The organism is uncultured Pseudokineococcus sp., assembly GCF_947495735.1.
Lineage (GTDB): Bacteria > Actinomycetota > Actinomycetes > Actinomycetales > Quadrisphaeraceae > Pseudokineococcus.
Genome location: NZ_CANMAA010000023.1, coordinates 1 through 25,087, shown reverse-complemented (window position 1 = coordinate 25,087; position 25,087 = coordinate 1). Strand labels below are relative to the sequence as shown.

At 78.4% G+C, this 25,087-nt stretch carries 20 protein-coding genes and 1 riboswitch; of the genes, 13 read left to right on the top strand and 7 right to left on the bottom strand.

The window, feature by feature from the left end:
- Positions 1 to 18: 18 nt before the first annotated feature.
- Genes Q0848_RS18385 through Q0848_RS18360 form a run of 6 tightly spaced genes read left to right on the top strand, consistent with a single transcriptional unit; the run spans position 19 to position 7,447 of the window.
- On the top strand, positions 19 to 1,005 hold the full coding sequence (locus tag Q0848_RS18385; protein ID WP_299040219.1) for a copper transporter: 987 nt from the start codon (positions 19 to 21) through the stop codon (positions 1,003 to 1,005).
- On the top strand, positions 1,002 to 1,919 hold the full coding sequence (locus tag Q0848_RS18380) for a hypothetical protein (protein WP_299040216.1): 918 nt from the start codon (positions 1,002 to 1,004) through the stop codon (positions 1,917 to 1,919). The genes Q0848_RS18385 and Q0848_RS18380 overlap by 4 nt, the downstream gene beginning before the upstream one ends.
- Positions 1,916 to 3,757 (top strand): murein biosynthesis integral membrane protein MurJ, encoded by a 1,842-nt coding sequence (locus Q0848_RS18375; RefSeq protein ID WP_299040214.1) that lies wholly within the window; start codon positions 1,916 to 1,918, stop codon positions 3,755 to 3,757. The genes Q0848_RS18380 and Q0848_RS18375 overlap by 4 nt, the downstream gene beginning before the upstream one ends.
- Positions 3,754 to 5,025 (top strand): glycosyltransferase family 4 protein, encoded by a 1,272-nt coding sequence (locus Q0848_RS18370; protein ID WP_299040212.1) that lies wholly within the window; start codon positions 3,754 to 3,756, stop codon positions 5,023 to 5,025. Before Q0848_RS18375 ends, Q0848_RS18370 begins: the two co-directional genes overlap by 4 nt.
- 14 nt (positions 5,026 to 5,039) lie before the next feature.
- Positions 5,040 to 6,761, top strand: coding sequence for a CTP synthase (locus tag Q0848_RS18365; protein WP_299040210.1), 1,722 nt, complete (start codon positions 5,040 to 5,042; stop codon positions 6,759 to 6,761).
- Complete coding sequence (locus Q0848_RS18360; protein WP_299040208.1) at positions 6,758 to 7,447, top strand: NUDIX hydrolase; 690 nt, start codon at positions 6,758 to 6,760, stop codon at positions 7,445 to 7,447. The genes Q0848_RS18365 and Q0848_RS18360 overlap by 4 nt, the downstream gene beginning before the upstream one ends.
- Positions 7,448 to 7,591: 144 nt before the next feature.
- On the opposite strand, the gene Q0848_RS18355 is transcribed toward Q0848_RS18360, so the two are convergent.
- Both Q0848_RS18355 and Q0848_RS18350 read right to left on the bottom strand, forming a co-directional pair.
- Positions 7,592 to 9,457, bottom strand: a complete 1,866-nt coding sequence (locus tag Q0848_RS18355) for a DNA polymerase (RefSeq protein ID WP_299040206.1) — start codon at positions 9,455 to 9,457, stop codon at positions 7,592 to 7,594.
- Positions 9,454 to 11,142 carry an ATP-dependent DNA ligase gene (locus tag Q0848_RS18350; protein WP_299040204.1) on the bottom strand — a complete coding sequence of 563 codons (1,689 nt, stop codon included), beginning with the start codon at positions 11,140 to 11,142 and terminating at the stop codon, positions 9,454 to 9,456. The genes Q0848_RS18355 and Q0848_RS18350 overlap by 4 nt, the downstream gene beginning before the upstream one ends.
- A gap of 100 nt (positions 11,143 to 11,242) precedes the next feature.
- On the opposite strand from Q0848_RS18350, the gene Q0848_RS18345 reads away from it, so the two are divergent.
- The 4 genes from Q0848_RS18345 to Q0848_RS18330 all read left to right on the top strand — a co-directional run bounded on the left by Q0848_RS18345 (position 11,243) and on the right by Q0848_RS18330 (position 15,562).
- Entirely contained in the window at positions 11,243 to 11,896 is a 654-nt protein-coding gene (locus Q0848_RS18345) for an EcsC family protein (RefSeq protein WP_299040203.1), read from the top strand.
- A 100-nt stretch (positions 11,897 to 11,996) separates the two neighbouring features.
- Positions 11,997 to 12,398 carry a YkvA family protein gene (locus Q0848_RS18340; protein ID WP_299040201.1) on the top strand — a complete coding sequence of 134 codons (402 nt, stop codon included), beginning with the start codon at positions 11,997 to 11,999 and terminating at the stop codon, positions 12,396 to 12,398.
- Between the two features lie 123 nt (positions 12,399 to 12,521).
- Positions 12,522 to 13,922 (top strand): DUF4192 domain-containing protein, encoded by a 1,401-nt coding sequence (locus Q0848_RS18335; protein ID WP_299040199.1) that lies wholly within the window; start codon positions 12,522 to 12,524, stop codon positions 13,920 to 13,922.
- Between the two features lie 139 nt (positions 13,923 to 14,061).
- Positions 14,062 to 14,173: riboswitch (SAM riboswitch) on the top strand.
- Positions 14,174 to 14,383: 210 nt separating this feature from the next.
- On the top strand, positions 14,384 to 15,562 hold the full coding sequence (locus Q0848_RS18330; protein ID WP_366146678.1) for a homoserine O-acetyltransferase: 1,179 nt from the start codon (positions 14,384 to 14,386) through the stop codon (positions 15,560 to 15,562).
- A gap of 64 nt (positions 15,563 to 15,626) precedes the next feature.
- On the opposite strand, the gene Q0848_RS18325 is transcribed toward Q0848_RS18330, so the two are convergent.
- Entirely contained in the window at positions 15,627 to 16,142 is a 516-nt protein-coding gene (locus Q0848_RS18325; protein ID WP_299040196.1) for an NUDIX domain-containing protein, read from the bottom strand.
- Between the two features lie 154 nt (positions 16,143 to 16,296).
- Between Q0848_RS18325 and Q0848_RS18320 the strand changes: the two genes are divergently transcribed.
- Positions 16,297 to 16,710 carry a universal stress protein gene (locus Q0848_RS18320; RefSeq protein WP_299040194.1) on the top strand — a complete coding sequence of 138 codons (414 nt, stop codon included), beginning with the start codon at positions 16,297 to 16,299 and terminating at the stop codon, positions 16,708 to 16,710.
- A gap of 360 nt (positions 16,711 to 17,070) precedes the next feature.
- Complete coding sequence (locus Q0848_RS18315) at positions 17,071 to 18,621, top strand: RNA polymerase sigma factor (RefSeq protein WP_299040192.1); 1,551 nt, start codon at positions 17,071 to 17,073, stop codon at positions 18,619 to 18,621.
- A 104-nt stretch (positions 18,622 to 18,725) separates the two neighbouring features.
- On the opposite strand, the gene Q0848_RS18310 is transcribed toward Q0848_RS18315, so the two are convergent.
- The 3 genes from Q0848_RS18310 to Q0848_RS18300 form a co-directional block, all read right to left on the bottom strand.
- A complete protein-coding gene (locus tag Q0848_RS18310; protein ID WP_299040190.1) occupies positions 18,726 to 19,121 on the bottom strand; it encodes a hypothetical protein in 396 nt (131 codons plus the stop codon).
- Complete coding sequence (locus Q0848_RS18305; RefSeq protein ID WP_299040189.1) at positions 19,118 to 19,624, bottom strand: DUF456 domain-containing protein; 507 nt, start codon at positions 19,622 to 19,624, stop codon at positions 19,118 to 19,120. The genes Q0848_RS18310 and Q0848_RS18305 overlap by 4 nt, the downstream gene beginning before the upstream one ends.
- A 136-nt stretch (positions 19,625 to 19,760) precedes the next feature.
- Positions 19,761 to 19,961: a hypothetical protein gene (locus Q0848_RS18300; RefSeq protein WP_299040187.1), complete on the bottom strand. Its 201-nt coding sequence runs from the start codon at positions 19,959 to 19,961 to the stop codon at positions 19,761 to 19,763.
- A 275-nt stretch (positions 19,962 to 20,236) separates the two neighbouring features.
- Here Q0848_RS18300 and Q0848_RS18295 point away from each other — a divergent pair, with 275 nt between their 5' ends.
- Positions 20,237 to 22,369, top strand: a complete 2,133-nt coding sequence (locus Q0848_RS18295; protein WP_366146677.1) for a DNA topoisomerase IV subunit B — start codon at positions 20,237 to 20,239, stop codon at positions 22,367 to 22,369.
- A gap of 120 nt (positions 22,370 to 22,489) precedes the next feature.
- Here Q0848_RS18295 and Q0848_RS18290 read toward each other — a convergent pair whose 3' ends face one another.
- Positions 22,490 to 24,898: a bifunctional diguanylate cyclase/phosphodiesterase gene (locus Q0848_RS18290; RefSeq protein ID WP_299040183.1), complete on the bottom strand. Its 2,409-nt coding sequence runs from the start codon at positions 24,896 to 24,898 to the stop codon at positions 22,490 to 22,492.
- Positions 24,899 to 25,087 lie beyond the last annotated feature (189 nt).

The following is a 25,087-nucleotide window of genomic DNA, read 5'->3' as shown; positions in this document are numbered from 1 at the left end:
CCTCTCGGGAGCCCCCAGGTGATCGACTTCCGGTACCACCTCGTCTCGCTCGTCGGCGTGTTCCTCGCGCTGGCGATCGGCGTGGTCCTCGGCGCGGGACCCCTGCGCGACTCCATCGGCGACACGCTGACGAGCCAGGTGGACCTCCTGCGCGAGGACCGCCTCCAGCTGCAGTCGCAGGTGGACGACCTCTCGGCCCAGCTCGCCGCGCGCGACGACGCGCTGGCCTCGGTCGCGCCCGTCGTCGCGGGCCAGGCGCTGGCCGGCACGAGCACGGTCGTCGTCGCCCTCCCCGGGGCGGACCCCGAGGTGGTCGCCGACCTGGCCGACGCCGTCGAGGACGCCGCCGGCTCGGTCAGCGGCGTCGTGCGGGTCGAGCGGCAGTGGGTCTCCCCGGAGGCCTCCGCCCAGCGCGAGGAGGTCGCGGCCGCCCTGCCGGAGCGCTCCCTGTCACCGCTCGCCGCCGACGAGGTCGGCGTCCCGGTCGTGCTCGCCGCGGCGCTGGCCGACGCGGTGGCGGTGCAGGGCCCGGTGCTGAGCGGCACGGCCTCGGTCGCCGGCCCGGAGGCCCTCGAGGCGCTCGCGGAGGCGGACCTCGTGTCGGTGGAGGGCGACCCGGCGCTGCGCGCGGGCAGCGCGCTCGTCGTGGCCCCGGGGGTGGCGGACCAGCCGGGGACCGGGGACGAGGCGTGGCTCGCGTCGCGCTCGGCGGCCGAGCTGGCCCTGCTCGCGGCGCTGGAGGAGGCCAGCGGGGCCGTCGTCCTCGCGGGGCCCGCCACGGCCGCGGACCCCGACGGCGCGCTGGCCGTCCTGCGCGGCGACGAGCTCGCGGCGCAGGTGAGCGGCGTGGACGACGCGGACTCGCCGGCGGGCTCCCTCGCCGCCGCGCTCGCGCTGCGCGAGCAGCTCGACGGGGGCGCCGGGCAGTACGGCTCGGAGCAGGGCGCCAGCGCCGCGCTGCCCGCGCTGCCCGCCCGGGGCGAGCCCGGCGGGGGTGAGGGGTGAGCCCGCGCGCCACCCCGGCGGTCGCCGCCGCGGTGTGCTCGGCCGGGGCGTGGGCCGCGGCCCGGAGCGCGCGCGGCACCGCCGCCGGGGCGCGCTGGGAGCGGACCAACCACCGCGGGCGTCCGCTGACGCTGCTGGAGGGACCGGCCCTGGCGCTGGGGGCCCTCGCCGGGGTCGCGGCCGCGCCCCTGCCGGGCCGCGTGCGCGCCGGTGCGGCGCTGGCCACGGGAGTCGCTGCGGCCCTCGGGGCGGTGGACGACCTCGTCGGGTCCTCGCAGGCCCGCGGCCTGCGAGGGCACCTGGGCGCGCTGGCCTCCGGCCGGCTGACCACGGGCGGCCTCAAGGTGCTGGGGATCGGCCTCGGCGGCCTCGTCGGGGCGGCGCTCGTCGACGGCCCCCGGGGGGACGGGGGCACGGCCCGCGCCGCCGCCGACCGGCTCGTGGCCGGTGCGCTCGTCGCCGGGAGCGCCAACCTGGTGAACCTGCTGGACCTGCGGCCCGGACGGGCGCTGAAGGCCGCTCTCGTCCTGGGCCACCTCGTGGGCGGGACCGGCGTCCCGGGCTCGCGCCCGGGCGGCCCGCTGGCGGCGGCCGGGGCGGGGGCCGCCGCCGTCCTGCTCGTCCCCGACCTGCGCGAGCGCGGCATGCTCGGCGACTGCGGGGCCAACGCCGCCGGGGCCCTGCTCGGCGCGGCCCTGCTGACCCGGACCCGCTCCCGCCCGGCCCGCGGGGCGGTCCTCGCCGCCGTCCTCGCCCTGACGGCGGCCTCCGAGCGCGTGAGCTTCACCCGCGTCATCGAGGCCACGCCGGTCCTGCGCGAGCTGGACCGGCTCGGGCGCCCCGCCGCGCCCGCGCCGCCGGACGACCCCACCGGACCACCTCCGGGCGCCGCCGCCACGACCCCCGGGTCGTGAGGGGTCTCGGCCGCGGCCTCCTGGGCGCGGCCGCCCTCATCGCGGGACTGACCGTCCTGGCCCGCGTCGCGGGCTTCCTGCGAGGGCTCGTCTTCACCGCCGGCGTCGGCAACACGACGGCCGTGGGCGAGGCGTACAACGCCGCGAACACGGTGCCCAACGTGCTCTTCGAGGTCGTGGCGGGCGGCGCCCTCGCCGGTGCGGTGGTGCCGCTGCTCGCCGGGCCGCTGGGGCGGGGCGACCGCAGCGGCGCCGACCGGGTCGTCGGCGCGCTGCTGGGCTGGACGCTGGTCCTGCTCGTGCCCGCGGCGTGCGCCGTGGCGGCGCTGGCCGGGCCGCTGTCGCACCTCCTGCGCCCGGGGGACGACCTCGCCGACCAGCGGGCGCTCGTCGCCCTGATGCTCGTCGTCTTCGCGCCCCAGGTCGTCCTGTACGGGCTCGGCGTGGTCCTCACCGGTGCGCTGCAGGCCCAGCGCCGCTTCGCCTGGCCCGCGCTCACCCCCCTGCTCTCGAGCGTCGTCGTCGTCGGGGCCTACCTGCTCTACGCGCGGCTGGCGGGACGGGGGGCGGACGGCCCCGGAGCCGCCGCGGACCCGGGGGCCGCGGCTCTCGCCGTGCTCGCCGGGGGGACCACCCTCGGTGTGGCGGTCCTGACGCTGCCGCTGCTGGGACCGGTCCTCGCGAGCGGGCTGCGGCCGCGGCCCACGCTGCGCTTCCCGCCGGGCGTCCTGCGCCGGGCCCGCAGCCTCGCGGCCGCCGGCCTGCTGGCGCTGCTCGCCCAGCAGGCGGCCGTCCTCACGGCGCTCCTGCTCGGAGGGCGGCTCGGGGACCCGGCTCCCGGCTCCTTCAGCGTCTTCGTCCAGGTCGTGCAGCCGGTCTCCTTCCTGCCCTACGCCGTGCTCGCCGTCCCGCTCGCCACCAGCGCCTTCCCCCGGCTCGCCGACCTGGCCGCGCGCGGCGACACCGCCGGCTACGCGCGGACCGCCGCGACGAGCACGCGCGCCGTCGTCCTCGTCGCGCTGCTCGGCGCGGCGCTGCTGGTCGCCGTCGCCCCCGCCGTGCAGGTCTTCTACGCGGGGATCGACGCCGGCGGCGGCCCGGACGGCCCTGCGGGCGCCGGCGCGCCCGGAGGACCGGGCGGCTCGAGCACGGCCTACGCCGTCGTCTCCGCGGCCGTCACCGCCGTGGCGCCGTCCCTGCTGGGCCTCGCCCTCGTCGCCCACGTCGGGCGGGCCCTCTACGCGCTGGAGCGGGGCCGCGCGGCCGCGACGGCGACCGTGGCCGGGTGGCTCGTCGTCGTGGTCGCGGAGGTGGCGCTGGCCGCCGCCCTCCCGGGGAGCGCGCGCCTGGTGGCCCTGGCCGCCGGGACGAGCGTCGGGATGGTGGTCGCCGCGGCCCTCCTGCTGCGAGCGCTGCGGGTCGCTGCGGGCCCGCGGGCGCTCGAGGGCGTCGGCCGGACGCTGGCCGCCTCGACGGCGGCCGGGCTCGTGGGCGCCGTGGTCGGGAGGGTGGGCGTCGACGCGCTGCTGAGGGAGTGGGGGCGCTCGGCCCCGGGCGCCGTCCTGGCGGCCGCGGGCGGCGCCGTCGCGGCCGGCCTGGTCGTGGCCGTGCTCGTGGCGCTGCTCGACCGGCGGGCGGCCACCGCGGCGACCGCCCGCCTGCGCGGCGCGGTCGGCGTGCGGCACGGTGGGCGCGGGGCCCCGGCGCCCGGGACCGAGGGCGCGCCGGCGCCGGACGGTGCCCCGGGGCCGGACGGTGCCCCGGGGCCGGACGAGGCCCCGGGGCGGGACGACGGGGCCGGACGGGACGACGGAGAGCGGCGAGGGGAGCGGGCATGAGGGTGGTCCTGGTCGCCGGGCACGCCACGGGAGGCATCGCGGGCCACGTGGCCGAGCTCGCCGAGGGCCTCGCCGGCGCGGGCGTGCACGTGGTCGTGGCCACGAGCGCCGCCACCGCCGACCGCTGGGACCGGCTGGCCGCCGCGGCGCGGGCGGTCGCCGACCTCGAGCGGGACGAGGTTCCGGGAGCGGGGGAGGAGACCGGGCGTCGGGGCGTCCCCGTCCTGCGGCTCTGGCCGCACCCGCGGCGCCCCCTGGAGGCGCTGCGGCGCCTTCGCCACCTCCGGCGCCTCCTGCGCGACGCCGACGTCGTGCACGCGCACGGCCACCAGGCCGGGGTGCTGGCGGTGCTGCTCGCCGGGGGAGGCCCCGGTCGACGAGCCCCGCGCGGGGACGACGGCGCCCGGCGTCGTCCCGCCGTCGTCGTGACCTGGCACAACGCCGTCCTCGGGTCCCCGCGGAGCGCGTCCCGTCGCCTCCTCGCCGTCGCGGAGCGCCTGCAGGCCCGGGGCGCGGACCTGCTCACCGGCGCCTCGGGCGACCTCGTCGACCGCGCGGCCGACCTCGGGGCGCGCGGCCCGCAGGTCACCCCCGTGGCCGTCCCGGACCGCGCGGCGGACGGGGGCCGGGAGCGCGGCGGACCGGTCCCCGCGCCACCGCCCGCCGGCCTGGAGGACCTGGCCCCCGGCACGCTCGTCGTGCTGACCGTGAGCCGCCTGGCGCCGCAGAAGGACCTGCCCACGCTGGTGCGGGCGGCGGCCCGCCTCCGCGGGCCCGGGGGCGACGGGGGGCCCCCCGTGGTGTGGTGCGTCGTCGGCGACGGCGAGCCGGGCGTGGAGCGCGGGGTCCGCCGGCTCGTGGCGGAGCTGGGGGCTCCGGTCCGCCTGCTCGGGGCGCGCTCGGACGTGCCGGCGCTGCTGGCGAGGGCGGACGTCTTCGCCCTCGCGAGCACGTGGGAGGCGCGGTCGCTGGCCGTCCAGGAGGCCATGGCCGCCGGCCTGCCGGTGGTCGCCCCGCGCACCGGCGGGCTCCCCGACCTGCTCGAGGGGGTGGGGTCCCTGGTGCCCGTGGGCGACGACCGGGCCCTGGCGGGCGCCGTGGCGGCGCTGCTCGAGGACCCGGTGGCGCGCGAGCGCGCCGGGCGGGCCTCGCGCGAGGCGTTCACCGCGCTGCCGGGGCCCCAGGACGTCCTGCGCGGTTGGCTCGACCGCTACGCGCGGCTCGCCGCCGAACGGGGTGGCGCGTCCCCGGGCGGGCGGGAGCGCTGATAGCGTCGAGGTCCGTGGTGGAACGCGGTCTCTCCCGGTCAGGCAGCGCGCTCAGCGGCAGCGGCACGCGGCACATCTTCGTCACCGGGGGGGTGGCGTCGTCCCTGGGGAAGGGACTGACGGCCTCCAGCCTCGGTCACCTCCTGCGGGCCCGTGGCCTGCGGGTGTCCATGCAGAAGCTGGACCCGTACCTCAACGTCGATCCCGGGACGATGAACCCGTTCCAGCACGGCGAGGTCTTCGTCACCGACGACGGCGCGGAGACCGACCTCGACATCGGCCACTACGAGCGCTTCCTCGACGTGGACCTCGACGCGGCCGCGAACATCACGACCGGCCAGGTCTACTCCGAGGTCATCGCCAAGGAGCGCCGCGGGGAGTACCTCGGCGACACGGTGCAGGTCATCCCGCACATCACCGACGAGATCAAGGCGCGCATGCGCGCCAAGGCGGTCCCCGGCCCCGACGGCGAGCCCGCGCCCGACGTGATCATCACCGAGGTCGGCGGGACCGTCGGCGACATCGAGTCGCTGCCGTTCCTCGAGGCCGCCCGGCAGGTGCGCCGCGACGTCGGGCGCGACGACGTCTTCTTCGTGCACGTCTCCCTCGTGCCCTACATCGGCCCCAGCGGGGAGCTGAAGACGAAGCCGACGCAGCACTCGGTGGCGGCGCTGCGCAACATCGGCATCCAGCCCGACGCGATCGTCTGCCGCTCCGACCGGCCGATCCCCGAGGGCATCAAGCGCAAGATCGCCAACAGCTGCGACGTCGACGAGGCCGCCGTCGCGACGGCCGTCGACGCGCCGTCCATCTACGACATCCCGAAGGTCCTGCACGCCGAGGGGCTGGACGCCTACATCGTCCAGCGCCTCGGCCTGCCCTTCCGCGACGTCGAGTGGAGCGAGTGGGACCGGCTCCTGGAGCGCGTCCACGCACCGCGCCACACCGTGCGGGTGGCGCTCGTGGGCAAGTACATCGACCTGCCCGACGCCTACCTCTCGGTCACCGAGGCGCTGCGCGCCGGCGGCTTCGCGGCCGACGCGCGCGTCGTCCTGCAGTGGGTCGCCTCCGACGAGTGCGCGAGTCCCGAGGGGGCCCGCCGGGCGCTGGCCGGGGTGGACGCCGTGTGCGTGCCGGGCGGCTTCGGCGTGCGCGGCATCGAGGGCAAGCTCGGCGCCCTGACGTGGGCCCGCACCAACAAGGTCCCGACCCTGGGCCTGTGCCTGGGCCTGCAGTGCATGGTCATCGAGCACGCCCGCTCGGTCGCCGGGCTCGAGGGGGCGTCCAGCTCGGAGTTCGACCCGTCCACGCCGCACCCGGTCATCGCGACGATGGAGGAGCAGAAGGCCTTCGTCGAGGGCGCCGGCGACCTCGGCGGGACCATGCGGCTCGGGCTGTACCCGGCGGCGCTGACCCCGGGGTCGGTGGTCGCGGGCGTGTACGGCAGCGAGCTCGTCCACGAGCGGCACCGCCACCGCTACGAGGTCAGCAACGACTACCGCGAGCAGCTCGAGTCCACCGGCCTCGTCGTCTCCGGCCAGTCGCCCGACCGGGCCCTGGTGGAGTTCGTCGAGCTCCCGCGCGAGGTCCACCCCTTCTACGTGGGCACGCAGGCCCACCCGGAGTTCCGCTCGCGCCCCACGCGCGCGCACCCGCTCTTCGCCGGCCTCGTCGAGGCGGCCGTCGCGCGCCAGCGCGAGGAGCGGCTCGTCGAGGTCGACGAGGTGCTCGCGTGAGCGGCCCCGGCGCCCGGGTCGGCGGTGGCCGGGGCGCTCGCGGCGAGGACGACGGCGGCGAGCTGGCGGACCTGCTGGCCCCCCGCCCGGTGACCGACCGCGAGGTCGTGTTCTCGGGCGCGGTGTGGGACGTCGCCAGCGAGCACGTCGACCTCGGCGGGGACGAGCCCGTGCAGCGCGACAAGGTGGTGCACCCGGGCGCCGTCGGCATCCTCGCCCTGGACGAGCAGGACCGCGTGCTCCTGCTGCGCCAGTACCGCCACCCCGTGCGGCACGAGCTGTGGGAGGTCCCGGCCGGGCTGCTCGACGAGGAGGGCGAGGCGCCGCAGGACGCCGCCGCGCGCGAGCTGCGCGAGGAGGCCGACCTGGTGGCCGGCCGCTACGACGTCCTCGCCGAGTGGTACAGCTCGCCGGGCGGCTCGGACGAGGCCCTGCGCGTGTACCTGGCGCGGGACCTGTCCCCGGTGGACGAGGAGGACCGCTTCGAGCGCGAGCACGAGGAGGCGCAGATGCTCACCCGCTGGGTGCCCCTCGACGAGGCCCGCGACGCCGTCCTCGCCGGCCGGCTGCACAACCCCACCGCCGTCGTCGCGATCCTGGCCGCGGCCGCCTCCCGCGCGCAGGGCTGGGCCAGCCTGCGCCCGGCCGACGCGCCCTGGCCCGCCTTCGACGACCGCCGCGACTGACGACCACGGCGGTGGACGACCGCCGCGACTGACGACCACGGCGGTGGACGACCGCCGCGACGGACGACCGGCGCGACGGACGACCGGCGCGACGGACGACCGGCGAAGGGCGCCGGGGCCTCGCCCCGGCGTGGCCCCGGCCGCTCACGCCTTCGCCTGCGACCACCGCTCGACGACGGCCACGTCGGCGGTGAAGCGCACGGGGCGCCGGCTCACGGCGCGGCACCAGCGCGAGGACGCCGCCGCGAGGTCGGTGACCACCGCGTCCGCGACGTCCGGGGCCGCCTCGGCGCGCACGGAGAGCAGCAGCTCGTCGTGCAGGCAGAGCACCACCTCCCCCTCGCCGGAGCGCAGCAGCCGGGCGCGGACGGTCGCGGCCCACGCCTTGAACAGCTCGGCGGCCGAGCCCTGCACCACCGCGTTGCGCGCGTAGCGCCCGCGGGCGGCGCGCTGGGAGCGCGCGCGGTCGAGCGCCGCGTCGCCCGCCTCGACGGGGACCTCCTCGACGGGCGGCACGCGGATGCGCCGACCGCCGGCCGTCCGCACGTCCTCCCCGGCGGCCCCGCGGCGCGCGGCGTCGACGAGGAAGGCCGTGGCCACCGGGTAGGCCCGCTCCATGGCGGCGAGCGTGGCGCCGGCGGCGCCGCTGGTCTGGCCGTACATGGCGGCCAGCACGGCGATCTTCGCGACGTCGCGCGGCACGCCGAGACGGGCGGCCACGGGGGAGTAGAGGTCGTCCTCCTCGGCCGCCCGGGCGAGGGCCGGGTCCTCGGAGACCACGGCGAGCACGCGCGGCTCCACCTGGCCGAGGTCCGCCCGCACCAGCAGGTGCCCCGGCTCCGCCCGCACGGCCGACCGCAGCTCGCGCGGGAGGCTGTGCACCCCCGCGGAGGCGGTCATGCGCCCGGCACCGCCGTCGCTGGCGGACCAGGCCGCCCGCAGCCGGCCGCCCCGGACGGTCTCCTCGAGCCAGCGGTGCCCGTGGGCGACGGCGAACCGCTCGGCCTGCCGCCACGCCACGAGAGCGCCGAGCACGGGGTGCGCCCCGGGCTCGGCGGCGAGGCGCTCGAGGCGCCAGGAGCGCGTGTCGGGCAGGTCCAGACCGACGTCGGCGAGGGCCTGGCGCACCTGCACGGGGCTGCGCAGGTCCGGTGCGCCCCCGGCGTGGGCCCCGCCCCCGCCCGACGTCGCGGCGCGGTGGCCCAGCGCCGCGAGGACTGGGGCGTCGCGCGCGGCGCGCTGCCGCGCCGCCTCGGCCTCGTCCCGCGGTCGCGGGCCGACGAGGCGCTCCACGACCCCGGAGGCCTCCTCGAGGTCCAGGGGCGGGCCTCCCGCGGCCAGCTCGACGGCGAGCACCGACGCCGCGGACTCCGACCACGCCGTCTGCAGGGCGCCGCCGCCCCCGGCCCCCGCAGCGGAGCCGGCGGCCGGCGCGTCGGCGCGGGCCTGCGGGTCCTGGAGCCGGTGCTCCTGCATCCGCGCCGTCTCGAGGACGACCTGCGCCCACCGCGCGGCCCGCGCGGGGGAGTCGGCCCAGCCGCCGTCCACCCACTCCGGTCGCAGGTGCCCGTCCGGTCGCAGCGGTCCGTCGCCGTCGCCGTCGTGGCCGTACTCGGTCGCCCCGGGAGCGGCGCCGACGAGGTCGAGCTGGCCCGGTGCCGGCGCCCCGGCCGGGTCGAGCCCCGCGGCGGCCGCGCGCACGGCGGCGGGCCCGTCGTCCGCCCCGCCCTCGAGCAGCCGGTGGACCGCGGCCAGGTCCCAGGCGCGCGCCGGGCGCAGCCCCCGCGGGGCGCTGCCGCCCGCCGAGCCGGGGTCCGCCTCGGCCAGCGGCGCCAGCACCTCCTGCGCCGACCACCACACCCAGCGCGGCGAGCGCTCCTCCTCCAGGCGCGCGAGCGCGGCCAGCGCCTCGGCGGGTCCCGCGGCGGGGACCGCCCAGCACCCCGCGTCGTCCGCGAGGCCGAGCCCTCCGGCGGCCCGCACCACGGCGAGGAGCTCGCCCGCGCTCACGAGGCCCGCCCCGGGCCTGCTGCAGGTGCCCCCGCGCCGTCGGCACCGCCGGTCTCCTCGAGGCCGTCCGCACCCGCCGCTGCGGCGTGCAGGCGCTCGACCTCCTCGACGACGTCGGCCTCGTGCGCGGGCTTGTCGGGGCGGTGGGCGACCACGCGCGCGAACCGCAGGGCGAGACCGGCGGGGTAGCGCGGGGAGCGCTGGACCCCGTCGAGGGCGATCTCCACCACGAGCTCGGGGCGCACGTGGACGACCCCGCCCCGCTCGCTGACGGCGAGGGCGGAGAGCCGCTCGGTCTGCTCCGCGAGCATCGCGTCGGTGAGGCCCTTGAAGGTCTTGCCCAGCATGACGAAGCCGCCGGCGGGACCGAAGCGCCCGGCCGGGTCGCGCGCCCCGAGCCAGAGGTTGGACAGCGTCCCGCGGCGGCGTCCGGACCCGTGCTCGACGGCGAGCACGACGAGGTCGAGGGTCAGCCGCGGCTTGACCTTGACCCACGCCGCGCCCCGGCGGCCCGCGGCGTAGGGGGCGCCCACCGCCTTGACGACGACGCCCTCGTGGCCGCGGGCCAGCGCGTCGCGCGACAGGTCCTCGGCCGCGCCGGGCTCCTCGGGGCCGGCCTCGACCCCCGGCGCCGCGAGGTGCGGGGCGATCTCGAGCAGGGCGGCGCGGCGCGCGGACAGCGGTGAGTCCAGGAGGTCCTCGCCGTCGCGGTGGAGCACGTCGAACAGCACGAGCTGCAGGTCGGGCGCCCCGCCCGCTCCTCGGCCGCCCCCCTCCTCGCCGTCGGCGGCCCCGGGGGCTGCGCGCGTGGCGACGCGCGCGGAGGTCTCCTGGAAGGGCGCGGGGCGCCGGGAGCGCCAGTCGTCCGCGGGGCCGGGCCGCAGGCCCAGCACCTCGCCGTCGAGGACGAGCGCCTGCGCCGGCAGGGCGAGGACGGCGGCCACGACGCCCGGGAGCCGGCTGGTGACCTCCTCCAGCGTCCGGGTCCACACCCGCACCCCGTCGGGGCCGCGGTGCACCTGCACCCGGACGCCGTCGAGCTTCCACTCCACGACGGCGGGCCCCGTGCGCGCCAGCGCCTCGGCGAGCGTGGGAGCTGAGGCGGCGAGCATGGGCGACACGGGGCGCCCCAGCTCGAGCCCCACGGCGTCCAGCGCGGCGCGGGCGGCCGCCGGCTCCGGGGCGCCGAGGGCCCGGGCCGCGACCTCGACCACGTCCCCGGACAGGGTCAGCGCGCGCCGCACCGCCGCGGCGGGGACCTCGGCCGCGGCGGCGAGGGCCTCGACCAGCACGCCGCGCTGCGCGCCCTGGCGCAGCTCGCCGGACACCAGCCCCGCGAGCAGCCGCTGCTCCGGCTCGGTGGCCGCCGCGAGCAGCCCGTGGAGCAGCGCCCGGCGCCGTCCCGCGGAGCCGGCGCCCTCCTCGAGCGCCGCGGCGGCCATGGCGGCGTCCACGTCGAGCACCTGCAGCACGGGGTCCCGGGCCGGGGGCGGGGGGTCGGCGAGGGAGCGCCCGCCCAGGCCCGTGCGCCGCTGGGGGAGCTCGCCCTCCAGGTAGCGCACGACGACGTCGCGCTCGGCCGGCTCCACGGCGCGCAGGACCTCGGCGACGAGCTCCTTCTTGCGCGTGCGCGACGACGTGGCGGCGACCTCGTCGAGGCGGGCGGCGAGCAGGGCGAGCAGCACGGCGCCATCATGGGCGAGCGCACCGACAGCCGCTCCCGGCGGTCCACCGCGAGGACGCGGCCCCGCCCCGGGGCCGGCACCCCACGACGACGGAGGAACCATGCCCGACGCCAGCCAGAGCACCGATCCCGAGGAGGCCGCCGCCGGCCTCGTGCAGCGGCTGGTCGACCTCGGCATCCGCGGTGCCGGGCCCCTGGACCCCGCGGTCGAGGTGGCCGAGGCGGCGCTGCGCGAGGCCGGTGAGCCCGAGGCGGCGCTCGACCGCCTCGTGCGCCAGCACGTCCGCCTCGCGGGCGCAGGGGGCTTCGCGACCGGTCTCGGCGGGCTCCTCACCCTGCCGGTCGCGCTGCCGGCCAACGTCGTCGCCTTCTACGCGCTGGGGACGCGGCTGGCGGCCGCCGTCGCGCACGTCCGCGGCTACGACCTCCAGGACGCACGGGTCCGCGAGGCCGTCCTGGAGAGCCTCGTGGACGCCGGTGCCTCGCTGCCGGGGGCCGCCGGGGGAGGCCTGGTCACCCGCACTCTCCTGCGCGGCCTGCCCACGCCGGTCCGCATGGCCGTCAACAAGGGCGTCGGCTTCCGGCTCCTGGGGCAGACGGGCGCCCGCGTCGCGGGGCGGCTGGGCCGCTTCGTCCCCGTCGCCGGCGGGGTGATCGGCGCCGGGTCGGACGCGTGGCTCATGAACGGCATCGGCTCCCGCGCGCGCGAGGACTTCCCGGCCGGCGGGACCGCCGGCCTGGCCCTCCGCGCCTGAGGGGCGGGGGCCGGGCGATCCGCTGCGGCGAGCCGCTCGGGCAGCTCGCTCGTACCCTGGGGACGACAGGTCGATCAGCTCGCCCGCCCCGGAGGCCCTCGTGTCCGCTCGCACCTCCCGCTCCGGCGCCTGGCGCGCCCTCGCCGCCGCCTTCGTGCGCTCCCGCCGCGCCGGCGACCCGGGGCTGGCGGAGCAGCTCTCCGCGCTCCCCCGCCTCGTGGTGGCGACCCTGCGCGGGCGCTACCAGGGCACGACGACCCAGCGCCTGGGGCTCATGGCCCTCGCCGTCGCGTACGTCGTGTCCCCGGTCGACCTGGTCCCCGAGGCCTTCCTGCTCGTCCTCGGCCTCGCCGACGACGCCCTCGTGCTCGCGTGGCTCACGGGCGCCGTGCTGGACGAGACCAGCGCCTTCCTGCGCTGGGAGGGCGCCGGGCAGCCCGCGGGGAGCCGCGAGGAGCGCGCCCCGCGCGGTGAGACCGTCGAGGGGCACGTCGTCGTCTGAGCCCTCGCCACGGCGCCCGCCCGGGCCGCCGACCCCGGCGCCTCGGGCGGCGCACCGCTGGCGGTCCGCGGGCCTGTGGACGGCGGCTGCGGGCCGTCTGCCCGCGCGGCCACGCTGCGCCGCATGACGACGACACCCCCTCCCCGGCGACCCGCCCGCACGACCCCGCCGGCGGCGCCCCCTCCTCTCCCCGCCGCGGCCCCACGCCCCGGCACCGCGGCGGAGCCGCCGGTGGTGCTGCGGGTGTCCGACCCCCGCGAGCTCCTGGCGCTGGTGCCGCACCAGCTGGGCTTCCGACCGGAGCGCAGCCTGGTGCTGGTGTGCCTGCGCGGGGAGCGACGGCGGGTCGGGCTCGTGGTGCGGGCGGACCTGCCCCGGCTCGAGGCCGCTGAGCGGCGCGACCTGGCGGACCGGCGCGTCGGCGGCGACCTCGTGGAGCGCGTCGGGGGAGTCGTCGACCGCCTCGTGGACCTGGCCGTGCGCGACGGCGCGGCAGCTGTCGTGGCGGTCGTCTACGACGACCCCGCTGAGCCGGACCTCCTCAGCGCCGACCAGGACCCCCGGGTGGACGGGCTGCCCGGGCTCGTCGAGCTGCTGCTCGGCGGGGCGTGCGCCTCGGCGGGCGTCCGCCTGATGGACGCCTGGTGGGTCGACGGCCTGCGCTACCGCTCCCTGGGGTGCCGGGACGCGCGGTGCTGCCCGGCGGAGGGGGCTCCGCTGGAGGCGCTGCACGGCAGCGTGGTGGCTGCGGAGATGGTCTCCCGGGGCTCCTCGCCCGCCGACTCGCGCGACGGCCTGCTGGACGACCTGCGCCCGGCGCCGCCCGAGCAGCGCCGGGACGCGGCGCGCAGCGCGGCGACGGCCCGACGTCGGGCGCGCCGGGCAGCGGCCGACCAGGCCCGCGCCGCCCGGGTGCGGGCCGAGGCGCTGGCCTCCTTCCGCGCGGCGGCGGAGGTCGAGCGCCTCGCCGCGGCCGCCGCTCCGGTCGGGTCCGAGGGCCCGGAGGCCGCCGAGCGGCGGGGCGGCGACCCCGGCCCGGCCGTCGCGCACGGGCCCGGCGGCGAGCTGCACGACCCCGCGCTCCTGGGCCGCCTCGGGGCCGCGCTGCGCGACCCGTGGCTGCGCGACGCCGTGCTGGTCAGCTGCCTGCCCGGTGCCGGCGAGCTGCCCGAGCAGATGGTGCTCACGGGCCCGGACGTCCGTGCGGAGGAGCTGCTCGACGGCGTGGTCGGCGGGGTCGAGGGCGCCCAGGAGCCCGACGCCGAGCTCCTGGGCCCCGTGGCGGCCGTGCTGGCCGCCGTCGTCCGGCACCTGCCGGGCGCTGCCGGCGCCGAGGCGCTGGCGGCCCTCGCGTGGTCCGCCTGGTGGTGCGGTGACGGCGCGCGCGCCGTCGTCTGCGCCGAGAGGGCGCTCGAGGCGCGCGAGGGCACCTCGATGGCCGAGCTCGTGCTCGACCTCGTGGACGCCGGCGCCGCGCCGGCGTGGGTGCGGGCGCGCCGCGCCCTCGAGACGGCGAGCGGCTGACGGCGAGCGGCTCACGGCGGGCGGCTGACGGCGGGCGGCTCACGCGGGCGGCGGGCGGCGGGCCGGTCCCGGTCCGGCGGCTGGGACGCCGGTCACGGGCGGTTGAGCGCTCCGTCGGCCGCCGGGTACCGTCCTCGCAGGTCATGAGTCCCAGCGCGGAGCCCCGGCTCGCTGGGCGGCAACCCTCCTCCGCGGTGGGGTGCCCCGGGTGATGACCGGGCTCGCCGGAGTGCGGCGGGCAAGCGCGGGCCGCCAGCACGGCCCCCGGGTCCTCCAGGAGGCCGACCGTGGGCACCACCTCGTCCAGCACGGGCACCCGCTGCGGGCCGGCGGAGGCCGACTCCCCGTCCGCCCCGCGGCGGGTGAGGAGATCCGCGCCGTCCGCCGCCGAGGCCGCGGGTCGTCCCGTCCCGGCCGCCCGCGGCGCCTCGGGCGACGGTCCTCCGGGCGACCCCCGCGCGGTGGGGCCGGGCCCCGGTCCGGCGCCCGCTCCGCCCCCCGCGACGGGGGCGTGGCGGCCCGGGGACGCCGTCGGCGACCGGCGCTTCTGCGAGGTGGGGGACCTGCTGCTGGAGTCGGGCCAGGTGCTCCCCGGCGTCGTCCTCGCCTACGAGTCGTGGGGCGAGCCGGACGCGACCGCGAGCAACGTCGTCCTGGTGTGCCACGCGCTGACCGGTGACAGCCACGTGGTCGGCCCCGCGGGGGAGGGGCACCCCACGGCGGGGTGGTGGGAGGGCGTCGTCGGCCCCGGTCGGGCCCTCGACACCGACCGCTGGTGCGTCGTCGCGGTCAACGTCCTGGGGGGCTGCCAGGGCAGCACCGGGCCCTCCTCGGCGGCGCCGGACGGGCGCCCGTGGGGCAGCCGCTTCCCGGCCGTGACGGTCCGGGACCAGGTCGCGGCGGAGGCCGCGCTGGCCGACGCCCTGGGCGTGGACGACTGGGCGCTCGTGGTCGGGGGCTCCATGGGGGGCATGCGCGCGCTCGAGTGGGCGGTGTCGCACCCGAGCCGGGTGCGTCGGCTCCTGGTCCTGGCGTCGTGCGCCGCGGCGAGCGCCGACCAGATCGCCTGGTCGGCCGCCCAGCTCGCCGCCGTCGAGGGCGACGCCGGCTACGCGGGCGGCGACTACCACGACGCCGCGGACGGCGAGGGCCCGCACCGGGGCCTGGGGGTGGCGCGCCGCATCGCGCACACGACCTACCGCAGCGCCGAGGAGCTGGACGCGCGCTTCGGCCGGACCGCCCAGGCGGGGGAGGACCCCGCACGGGGCGGGCGGTACGCCGTCGAGTCCTACCTGGACCACCACGCCGACAAGCTGGTCCGGCGCTTCGACGCCGGCTCCTACGTGGTCCTCACGCGCGCGATGAACGGCCACGACGTCGGGCGCGGGCGCGGAGGGCGCGACGCGGCCCTGCAGCGCGTCACGGCGACGACGACGGTCGCCGCCGTGAGCTCGGACCGCCTCTACCCCGTCGCGGCCGGCGAGGAGCTCGCCGCGGGCCTGCCCGGCCGCCCGCCGCTGCGGGTGCTCGAGTCCTCGGCCGGGCACGACGGCTTCCTGGTCGAGTGCGACGCGGTCGGCGCCCTCGTGCGCGAGCTCCTCGCGAGCCCCGGCGGCCCCGGGGCGGCGGGCGGGCGCTGACCGGCGGGCGCCGACCGCGGGCGCGCGGCGACCTCGTGCCGCGCACCCCACGCCCGTCGGCGTCTCAGCCGCTGCGGCCGGTGCCCGGGCGGCCGGCGTCCCCGGTCCAGAGCCGCAGGTCCTCCCACGTGGGGGCGAGCCCGGGGTGGAGGGGCAGACGGGCCACCTCGTCCAGCGCCACCCAGCGCACCTCGTCCGACTCCGCCGTGGCGGCCGAGGGGCTCGCCCCGGAGCCGGCGCGCAGCCGCCCCAGCACCACGGTGTACCGCCACCCCCCGAGGTCGGCCGTCACGCGCTGGCCCACCACGTCGACCGCGCCCGGGGGCACGCCGGTCTCCTCGTGCGCCTCCCGGAGCGCTCCCGCGACGGCGTCCTCGTGGCTGTCCACGGCGCCCCCCGGCAGCCCCCAGGTCCCCCCGAGGTGGGTCCACCCGGCCCGGAGCTGGAGCAGCACGTGCGGCCCGGCCGCTGCGGGTGCTCCGCCGTCGCCGTCGGCGACGAGGAGGAGGCCGGCCGCCCCGTGCAGGCCCCACCGGCGCACGCCGGACGCGGTGCGCACCCACCCGTCGCCGTCGCCCACACCGGCCACGCTACGGGGCGGCGCCCCGCCGGCGCGGGGGCGCTGGTGCAGGGCCCGGCGCGAGAGCCCCGGTGCGAGGGCCCGAGTCGGGTAGCCTCCGGCGCGCGCCCGCCGGTGGCGCGCCCCCAGGGGTCCGGGTCGCCGAGGAGGCTGCATGAGCGTGGTCGTCGGGTTCGTGCCGACCCGTGAGGGCCGAGCCGCCCTCGCCGCGGGGCTGGCCGAGGCGTCCCGGCGCCGCGTGCGGGTCGTCGTCATGGACAACCGCCGTGCCGACCCCGACGACCCCGACCCCCTGGCCTCCAGCGCCCGGGCCCTCGAGGAGCTCCGCCCGGAGGTGGAGGAGGCGCTCGGCACGGGCGCCGACGCCCCGCCCTACGAGCTGCGGACGCTGACGCCGGGCGCCGAGCCCTCCGAGGACCTGCTGTCCGTCGCCGTGGCGGAGTCCGCCGACCTCGTGGTCATCGGCCTGCGGCGGCGCACGCCGGTCGGCAAGCTCATCCTCGGCTCCGGCGCCCAGCGCATCCTCTTCGACGCCCCCTGCCCCGTCCTGGCGGTCAAGCCCTCCTGAGCCCGGCCCGCCGGGACCGCCGCGCCCGCCGGGGCGCCGCACGGCGCGGGCCCGCTGCACCGCTCAGGACCGTCGTGCCGCCGGGACCGCCGCCTGCGCTCCCGCGCCGCCGTCACGCCCCTCGGGCGCCGGTCTGCCCGCGCCCGAGCACCCGACCGGCTGTGCGATCATGGGGACTTGCGATCCACCTGTCTCGCCATGCCTGAAAACGCCGAGCCCGCCGGGGCATGAACCGGGGCGGGTGCTCGTTGGACCTGCTAGATCCCAGCCCTCCTGCGCCGCCGGGCGGCTGCGCCACCGGCTCTAGCAGCCGGTGCGCCGTCCCCGCCCACGCTCGTCCACCTCGACGAAAGGCAGTCCGTGTCGTCGGTCCCCAGCCCCAGCACCGCCCCCCAGCAGCTCCCCGCGGAGTTCTCCCACCCGCAGCTGCAGGAGCTCCTCTCCTCGGGCCGCGCGTCCGGCAGCGTCACGGCCACCAGCCTGCGCTCGGCCTGCGAGAGCGCCGAGGTGCCCATGTCCCGCATGAAGACGGTGCTGCGCGCCCTGGACGAGGCGTCGGTCACCGTCGTCGTGGACGACCCCCAGCCCGTCGCCAAGCGCGCCAAGCGCACCGCGGCCGCCACGCGGACGCGGGCGGCCACGACGGTCGCCGCGACGGACGCGGAGGAGGGCGCCGAGCCGGCAGCCCCCAAGAAGCCGGTGGCCAAGAAGGCCGCCGCGCCGCGCAAGGCGCCGGCTCGCAAGACCGCTGCGAAGAGCGACGACGCGGCCCCCGCGCCGGCGCCGCGCAGCCGCAGCCGCAGCGCGGCGGACACCGGGCCCACCGAGGTCACGACCCCCGACGTCGCGGAGACGCTCGCTGACGAGGACGCGACCGCTCGGCCCACCGTCGCCGAGGCCGACGCCGCGGACGCCAAGGGCACCGAGGCGAAGAGCGACTCCTTCGTCCTGCGCGACGACGACGACGAGGACGCCCCGGCGGTCCAGGTCGTCACGGCGGGCGCGACGGCCGACCCGGTCAAGGACTACCTGAAGCAGATCGGCAAGGTCGCCCTCCTCAACGCCGAGCAGGAGGTCGAGCTCGCCAAGCGCATCGAGGCGGGCCTGTTCGCCGAGGAGCGGATGACGTCCGGCGAGGTGACCGACCCGCGCTACCACCGCGAGCTGCAGTGGATCGCCCACGACGGGCGCCGCGCCAAGAACCACCTGCTCGAGGCCAACCTGCGCCTCGTGGTCTCCCTCGCCAAGCGGTACACCGGCCGCGGGATGCTCTTCCTGGACCTGATCCAGGAGGGCAACCTCGGGCTGATCCGCGCGGTGGAGAAGTTCGACTACACCAAGGGCTACAAGTTCTCGACGTACGCGACGTGGTGGATCCGCCAGGCCATCACCCGCGCCATGGCCGACCAGGCGCGGACCATCCGCATCCCGGTCCACATGGTCGAGGTCATCAACAAGCTCGCCCGCGTCCAGCGGCAGATGCTCCAGGACCTGGGCCGCGAGCCCACCCCGGAGGAGCTGGCCAAGGAGCTGGACATGACGCCCGAGAAGGTCGTCGAGGTCCAGAAGTACGGCCGCGAGCCCATCTCGCTGTCCACGCCCCTGGGCGAGGACGGCGACAGCGAGTTCGGCGACCTCATCGAGGACTCCGAGGCCGTCGTCCCGGCGGACGCGGTGTCGTTCACGCTGCTGCAGGAGCAGCTGCACTCGGTGCTCGACACCCTCTCGGAGCGCGAGGCGGGCGTCGTCTCCATGCGCTTCGGCCTCACGGACGGCCAGCCCAAGACCCTCGACGAGATCGGCAAGGTCTACGGCGTCACGCGCGAGCGGATCCGCCAGATCGAGTCCAAGACGATGTCCAAGCTGCGGCACCCCTCGCGCAGCCAGGTCCTGCGCGACTACCTGGACTGACCCGGGGGCCCGCTGCCGGCGGGCCCGCACGACGGCCCCGGTGCTCCGCGAGGAGCGCCGGGGCCGTCGTCGTCGACGGGGGTCGCGCGGGCCGGACGCGGGGGTCAGTCCCCGAGGGCGCGGAGCGCGCCGAGGGGTGCGGCCGCCGCGCCGGTCTCCTCGCACGCCCAGTGCGGGTCCGGGCCGAGGTCGGGCAGCACGTGCAGCACGTGCGGGTCGGGCTCCTCGCCCGGGTGGGCGAGGGAGCACCGGGGCCAGTGCACGCCGAGCTCGTCGAGGAGCGACTCCTGCACGTCCTGGGCCACCTGGCCGGCGACGTGGTCAGCGCCCTCGGGCCACGCGTCCAGCCACCAGCGGCGCTCGCGCACGGCGACGTCGACGACGTCCACGTGGGCCGGGGCGTCCAGGCCGTGGGCGCCGAGGTCGTGCACCACCCGGGCGCGGGCGTCCAGCAGCGCGGCGTGCGTGCTGCCGCCCGCGGGACCAGGGCCCTCGCTCACGGCACCCACCACAGGACGGCGCTGAACCACAGGGTCGCCGACACGAGCACCGCGGCGAGCTCGATGAGCAGGGCCACGCCCGCGGCCCGCAGCCCGGTCCTCGTGCTCCGCCACGCGGCGGCGGCGTCGGGCTGGCGGGCGCGCTCGGCCGCGTAGAGCCCGCCGAGGAAGCCCAGGACGAGCCCCAGGACGGGGACGACGAAGAACCCGACGATCCCGGCGAGGCCACCGATGACCAGCGACCGGGTGGGGACGCCCGCGCGCTTGAGCGAGACGCCGGCGGTGAGGTACTCGAGCACCTGGCCCGCCGAGAGCACCACGACGACGGCGAGCAGCACCCACCAGGCGGTCCCGCCGGTGACCAGGGCCCACACGAGGACCGACGCGGCCACGAGCAGGCCGCCGGGCAGGACCGGCACGATCGTGCCGACGACCCCGACCACGACCCCGATCCCCGCGAGCACCGTCACGGTGTCGCCGAAACCCTCCAGCACGTCACCCACGACGGGCTCTCCCGGTCATCGCTCGCACGCCCCGCTCGTCGGTCGCGCGACCCGGTCGCGGACGCAGGACGGCCGCCGTCCCACGGGGGGACGGCGGCCGTCGGAGCGCCACGGGATCAGGGTCGCGCGGAGGTGCTCAGGAGCCGGCGAGCCGCGAGGACTCGTCCACGATGTCGGCGCCGGACTCCCGGAGGGTGTCCTCGTGCTCGCGCCCGTGGTGGTTGCAGAAGTACAGCTCACCACCGGAGGGCAGCCGGACGAGGAGGTAGGCCTGGGCCCCGCAGCGGTCGCAGCGGTCCGTGGCGGTGAGGTTCTCTGTCGCGAGGGTGGCGGTCACGTCGTCCTTCCGAAGAGCTCTTGGTTCTTCCCGTGGTACGTCGTGCTCAACATGGAACCACGGCCTGCCGTTCCCCCATCGGCCCGACAGGCCCGTTCGCTGCGGGAGGAACCGCCGGGAGCAGCGCTCCCGGGGCGCGGCTCACCCGACCGGCGCAGCGCGGCGGCCCCTCGGCTGCGCCGCCCTGTCGGACCCCCGTCTAGCCTGGCGGCGTGGCCCAGCAGACCTCCGCGCCGGCTCGACCCCCCGGGCAGTCGCCGCCCGCCTCGCGCGTCGTGCGCGCCGGGGACCGCGACGACGCGTACACGGCGCGGCACCTGTCGGTCCTCGAGGGCCTCGAGGCGGTCCGCAAGCGCCCGGGCATGTACATCGGCTCCACCGACTCCCGCGGGCTCATGCACTGCCTGTGGGAGGTCATCGACAACGCCGTCGACGAGGCGCTCGGCGGGCACGCCACGCGCATCGAGGTCCTGCTGCACGCCGACGGCTCCGTCGAGGTCCGCGACGACGGGCGCGGCATCCCCGTCGACACCGAGCAGAAGACCGGCCTGTCCGGCGTCGAGGTCGTCTTCACCAAGCTCCACGCCGGGGGCAAGTTCGGCGGCGGCTCCTACGCCGCCTCGGGCGGGCTGCACGGCGTCGGCGCCTCCGTCGTCAACGCCCTGTCGGCGCGCCTGGACGTCGAGGTCGACCGGGGCGGGAGGACCCACGCGATGAGCTTCCGGCGCGGGGAGCCGGGCGTCTTCGACGACGGGGACGGCGGGCCGCGGGCCGACGCGCCCTTCAGCCCCTTCCAGGAGTCCTCCGAGCTGCGCGTCAGCGGACGCGCGCGCAAGGGCGCCCCCAGCGGGACCCGCATCCGCTACTGGGCCGACCCGCAGGTCTTCCTGCCCACCGCGACGTTCGCCCACGACGAGCTCGTGGCGCGGGCGCGCCAGACGGCCTTCCTCGTGCCCGGCCTGCACCTGGTGCTCGTCGACGAGCGCGAGGGCGGGGGCGAGGACCAGCGCCGCGTCGAGGAGTTCCGCTTCGACGGCGGCATCGCGGAGTTCGCCGACCACCTGGCCACCGACCCGCCGGTCAGCGACGTGTGGCGCCTGCAGGGCAGCGGCCGCTTCACCGAGACCGTGCCGGTGCTCGACGCCCTGGGGCACCTGGAGCCCACCGAGGTCGAGCGCGAGTGCCTCGTCGACGTCGCGCTGCGCTGGGGCACCGGGTACGACACGGCCGTCCGCAGCTTCGTGAACATCATCGCCACGCCCAAGGGCGGCACCCACGTCGCGGGCTTCGAGGCGGCGCTGCAGAAGGTCCTCAAGAAGGTCATCGAGGACAACGCCCGCAAGCTCAAGGTGAACTTCGCCCCGGGCCGCCAGGGCGGGGACAAGCTCGAGCGCGACGACGTGATGGCGGGGCTGACCGCGGTGCTCACGGTGCGCCTCGCCGAGCCGCAGTTCGAGGGGCAGACCAAGGAGGTGCTCGGCACCGCGGCGGTGCGGGGCATCGTCAGCCGGGTCGTCGAGCGCGAGCTCGCCGCTCGCCTGGCCTCGACGCGCCGCGAGGACAAGGCGCAGTCGGCGGCGGTGCTGGAGAAGGTCGTCTCGGAGATGAAGTCGCGCATCAGCGCGCGCCTGCACCGCGAGACCCAGCGCCGCAAGAGCGCGCTCGAGAGCTCCTCGCTGCCGCCCAAGCTCAAGGACTGCCGCAGCAGCGACAACGACCGGACGGAGCTGTTCATCGTCGAGGGCGACAGCGCCCTCGGGACGGGCATGCGCGCCCGCCAGAGCGAGTACCAGGCGCTGCTGCCCATCCGCGGCAAGATCCTCAACGTCCAGAAGGCCTCGCTCGCCGACATGCTGGGCAACGCCGAGTGCGCCGCCATCCTCCAGGTCATCGGCGCCGGCTCGGGGCGCTCCTTCGACCTCGAGGCCGCGCGGTACGGGCGGGTCATCGTCATGACGGACGCCGACGTCGACGGCGCGCACATCCGCACCCTGCTGCTGACGCTCTTCTTCCGGTACATGCGCCCCCTCGTCGAGGCCGGTCGCGTCTTCGCCGCCGTCCCGCCGCTGCACCGCGTGGAGGTGCTGGGGGCCGGGCGCCGGCCCGCCGAGGTCGTCTACACCTACTCGGAGGCCGAGCTGTCGGGTCTGCTGCGCGACCTCGAGAAGAAGGGCCGGCGCTGGAAGCCCGGCATCCAGCGCTACAAGGGCCTGGGGGAGATGGACGCCGACCAGCTCGCCGAGACGACGATGGACCCGACCCGGCGCACCCTGCGCCGGGTCCGCATCGAGGACGCCGCCGCCGCCGAGCGCGTCTTCGAGCTGCTCATGGGCGGGGAGGTGGCCCCCCGGCGCGACTTCATCGTCGAGGGTGCTGCCGACCTCGACCGCGAGCGCATCGACGCCTGACCGCAGCGCTCCCGACCGCAGCGCTCCTGACCGCAGCGATCCTGACCGCAGCACTCCCGGCCGCAGCGCCCCGGCGGCGCTCGCCCGCGGGGTGCGCGGACGGCGACCAGCGGCGGGCCCTCAGGGGCGGCCCGGGGGACGGCGCCGGACCGCCGCGTCCACGGGGCGGTGGGCGTCCTCCACGGAGCAGCGCGGACGGGGCGCGAGTTGGTGCGGGATCGCAGCGGGGGAGGGCTCGTCCTCGTGCGGGGGCCGGCCGGGGGCGGGCCCGCCCAGCGCCCCGCCGGGGCGGGCGAGCACCTGCTCGGCGTAGTCGTCCGCCGCGAGCGGCCGGGAGAAGAGGTAGCCCTGGCCGTACCGCACGCCGATGGCCAGGAGAACCTCGCGCTGCTCGGCCGTCTCGACGCCCTCGGCGAGCAGGTCCAGCCCGAGCGTCGCGGCCATGGCCCCGATCCCCGCGACGAGCTGCGCCTGCTCCCCGGCCGCGATCGAGTCGACCACGGACCGGTCGAGCTTGAGGACCTCCACGGGGAAGCGGCTGAGGTAGCTGAGCGAGGTGTACCCGGTGCCGTAGTCGTCGAGGTGGACGGTGGCCCCGGCGGAGCGCAGCCGGCGCAGGGTGTCGCCGGCGGGCCCGTCCAGCGGCAGCTCCTCGTGCTCGGTGATCTCCAGGTGCAGCCACGACGGGGGAATCGCGCGCTCGGCGAGGACCGCGAGCACGCGGTCGTCCAGGTGGGGGTCCAGCAGGCTGGCGCAGGTGAGGTTGACGCTGATCGGCACCGGGTCGAGACCCGCGTCCCGCCACCCGGCGAGCTGGTGCACGACCTGGCGCAGCACGGCCGCGTCGAGGGCGGCGTCCCACCGGTTCGCCGCGACGAGGTCGAGGAAGCCGTCGGGAGCCATCAGCCCGTGCCGCGGGTGCGCCCACCGCACCAGCGCCTCGGCGCCCACCACGGAGCCGCTGCGGAGGTCGACGAGCGGCTGGTAGTGCACCTCCAGCCGGCCGTCGCGGCCGGCGGCCTCCTGGCCCAGGAGCCGCTGGAGCTCACCGGTCAGCCCGTAGCGGTGGGCCACCTCCTCGCGCATCCGCGCGGCGAACACCGCGACGGCGTCGCGCCCGGCGGCCTTCGCGGCGTACATGGCGATGTCGGCGCGCGTCACGAGCTCGGCCAGGTCCGCCGCGGGGTCGGCGGGGGCGACGCCGATGCTCGCGCTCGTGCGCAGCTCCAGGGCGCCGACGGAGACCGGCGAGCGCAGGGAGCGCAGCACCTCGTCGGCCACGCGCCGGACCCGGTCGTCGGCCACCAGGACGACGAACTCGTCCCCGCCCAGGCGGGCCACGGTGGCGCCCGGCCCCGCCGCGGCCAGGAGGCGGTCGCGCACCTGGAGCAGCAGCTGGTCGCCCAGCGCGTGGCCGTGGGTGTCGTTGACCTGCTTGAACTCGTCGACGTCGACGAGCAGCAGGGCCCACCCGCCGGGGGGAGGGACCTCGTCGACGGCGCGCGCCAGTCCCCGCCGGTTGACCAGGTCGGTGAGCGGGTCGTGGTCGGCCAGGTGCTCGCTGCTGCGCAGGGCGCCGGACGCGCGCACCAGGCACAGGCCGGCGACGGCCGAGGCGCCGGCGAGGAGCACCGGCGCCGGGAGGCCCCGGACGGAGGTGAGGTCGGCCACCCACCACAGGGCCAGGGGGACGGCCACCAGCGGCAGCAGGCCCAGCAGCGCCGCTGACGGAGCCCGGCGACGCGCGAGCGTCTCGGCGGAGAAGGTCCCGGCCATGGTCGGGTGCAGCGCCGCGGCCCCGAAGAGGAGGACCGCGACGGAGCCGACCACCAGCAGGGGGTCGCTCGGCGCGGCGAGCCGCGCGCCCCCGACGGCCACGAGGAGGTCGAACGCGACCGTGAGCAGCGCGGCCGTCATGGCGAGGACGGCGGACGGCTCCTGCAGCCGGTGCGAGGCGAGGGAGCTGACCAGCAGCCCGAGCACCGCCACGTCGACCACGGGGACGACGACGGTGGTCGCGGACACGGTGCTCGAGGTCGCGACCGCGACGACCTGCGCGGTGACCAGCGTGAGCACGGTGGTGATGACGACGCCGTCGAGGACCCGCTCGCGCCCCCCGCTCGGGTGCGCGCCAGATCCGGGCCGCGGTCCCGCGGCGCTGCCCCGGCGGGCCCGTCGCCGTCCGGAGCGGGGGACGAGCGCGAGCGCGAGGAGCACGGCCCCCAGCTGGCCGGCGCCGACGAGCACGACCCCGGCCGGCGAGGTCTCGCCCCGCACCTGCGAGATCGTGGTCGCCGCGGCCCACAGCGCCAGCACCACCGCCAGGAGCAGCCAGGCGCGACTCGGGCGCGGGCGGTGCCGGAGCACGCCGACCAGCACGAGGGCGACCGACGCCCAGCACGCCCCGACCGCGACCGACGACCGCAGGCCGGGGACGACCAGCACCACCAGCGCGGCGACCGCCGTCGCCGCCAGCAGCAGCCGGACCGGGACGTCCGTCGGCCGGGACGTCGTCGCGGGGGTCTCCACCTCGTGCCGATCGGACGGTCGTCCCGGCGGGTGGACCTGCGCCGCAGGAGTTCACCCGTCCGAGCCCGGCGGCCGCCCCTGCCCCCGGGGGGCGCCCGAGCCGGGCGGGCCGGCTAGCTGTACTGCCCAGGGAGGTTGGTCAACCTGGTGATGGGTGGGACCTTGCCGATGGCGGAGTGGGGTCGGTGA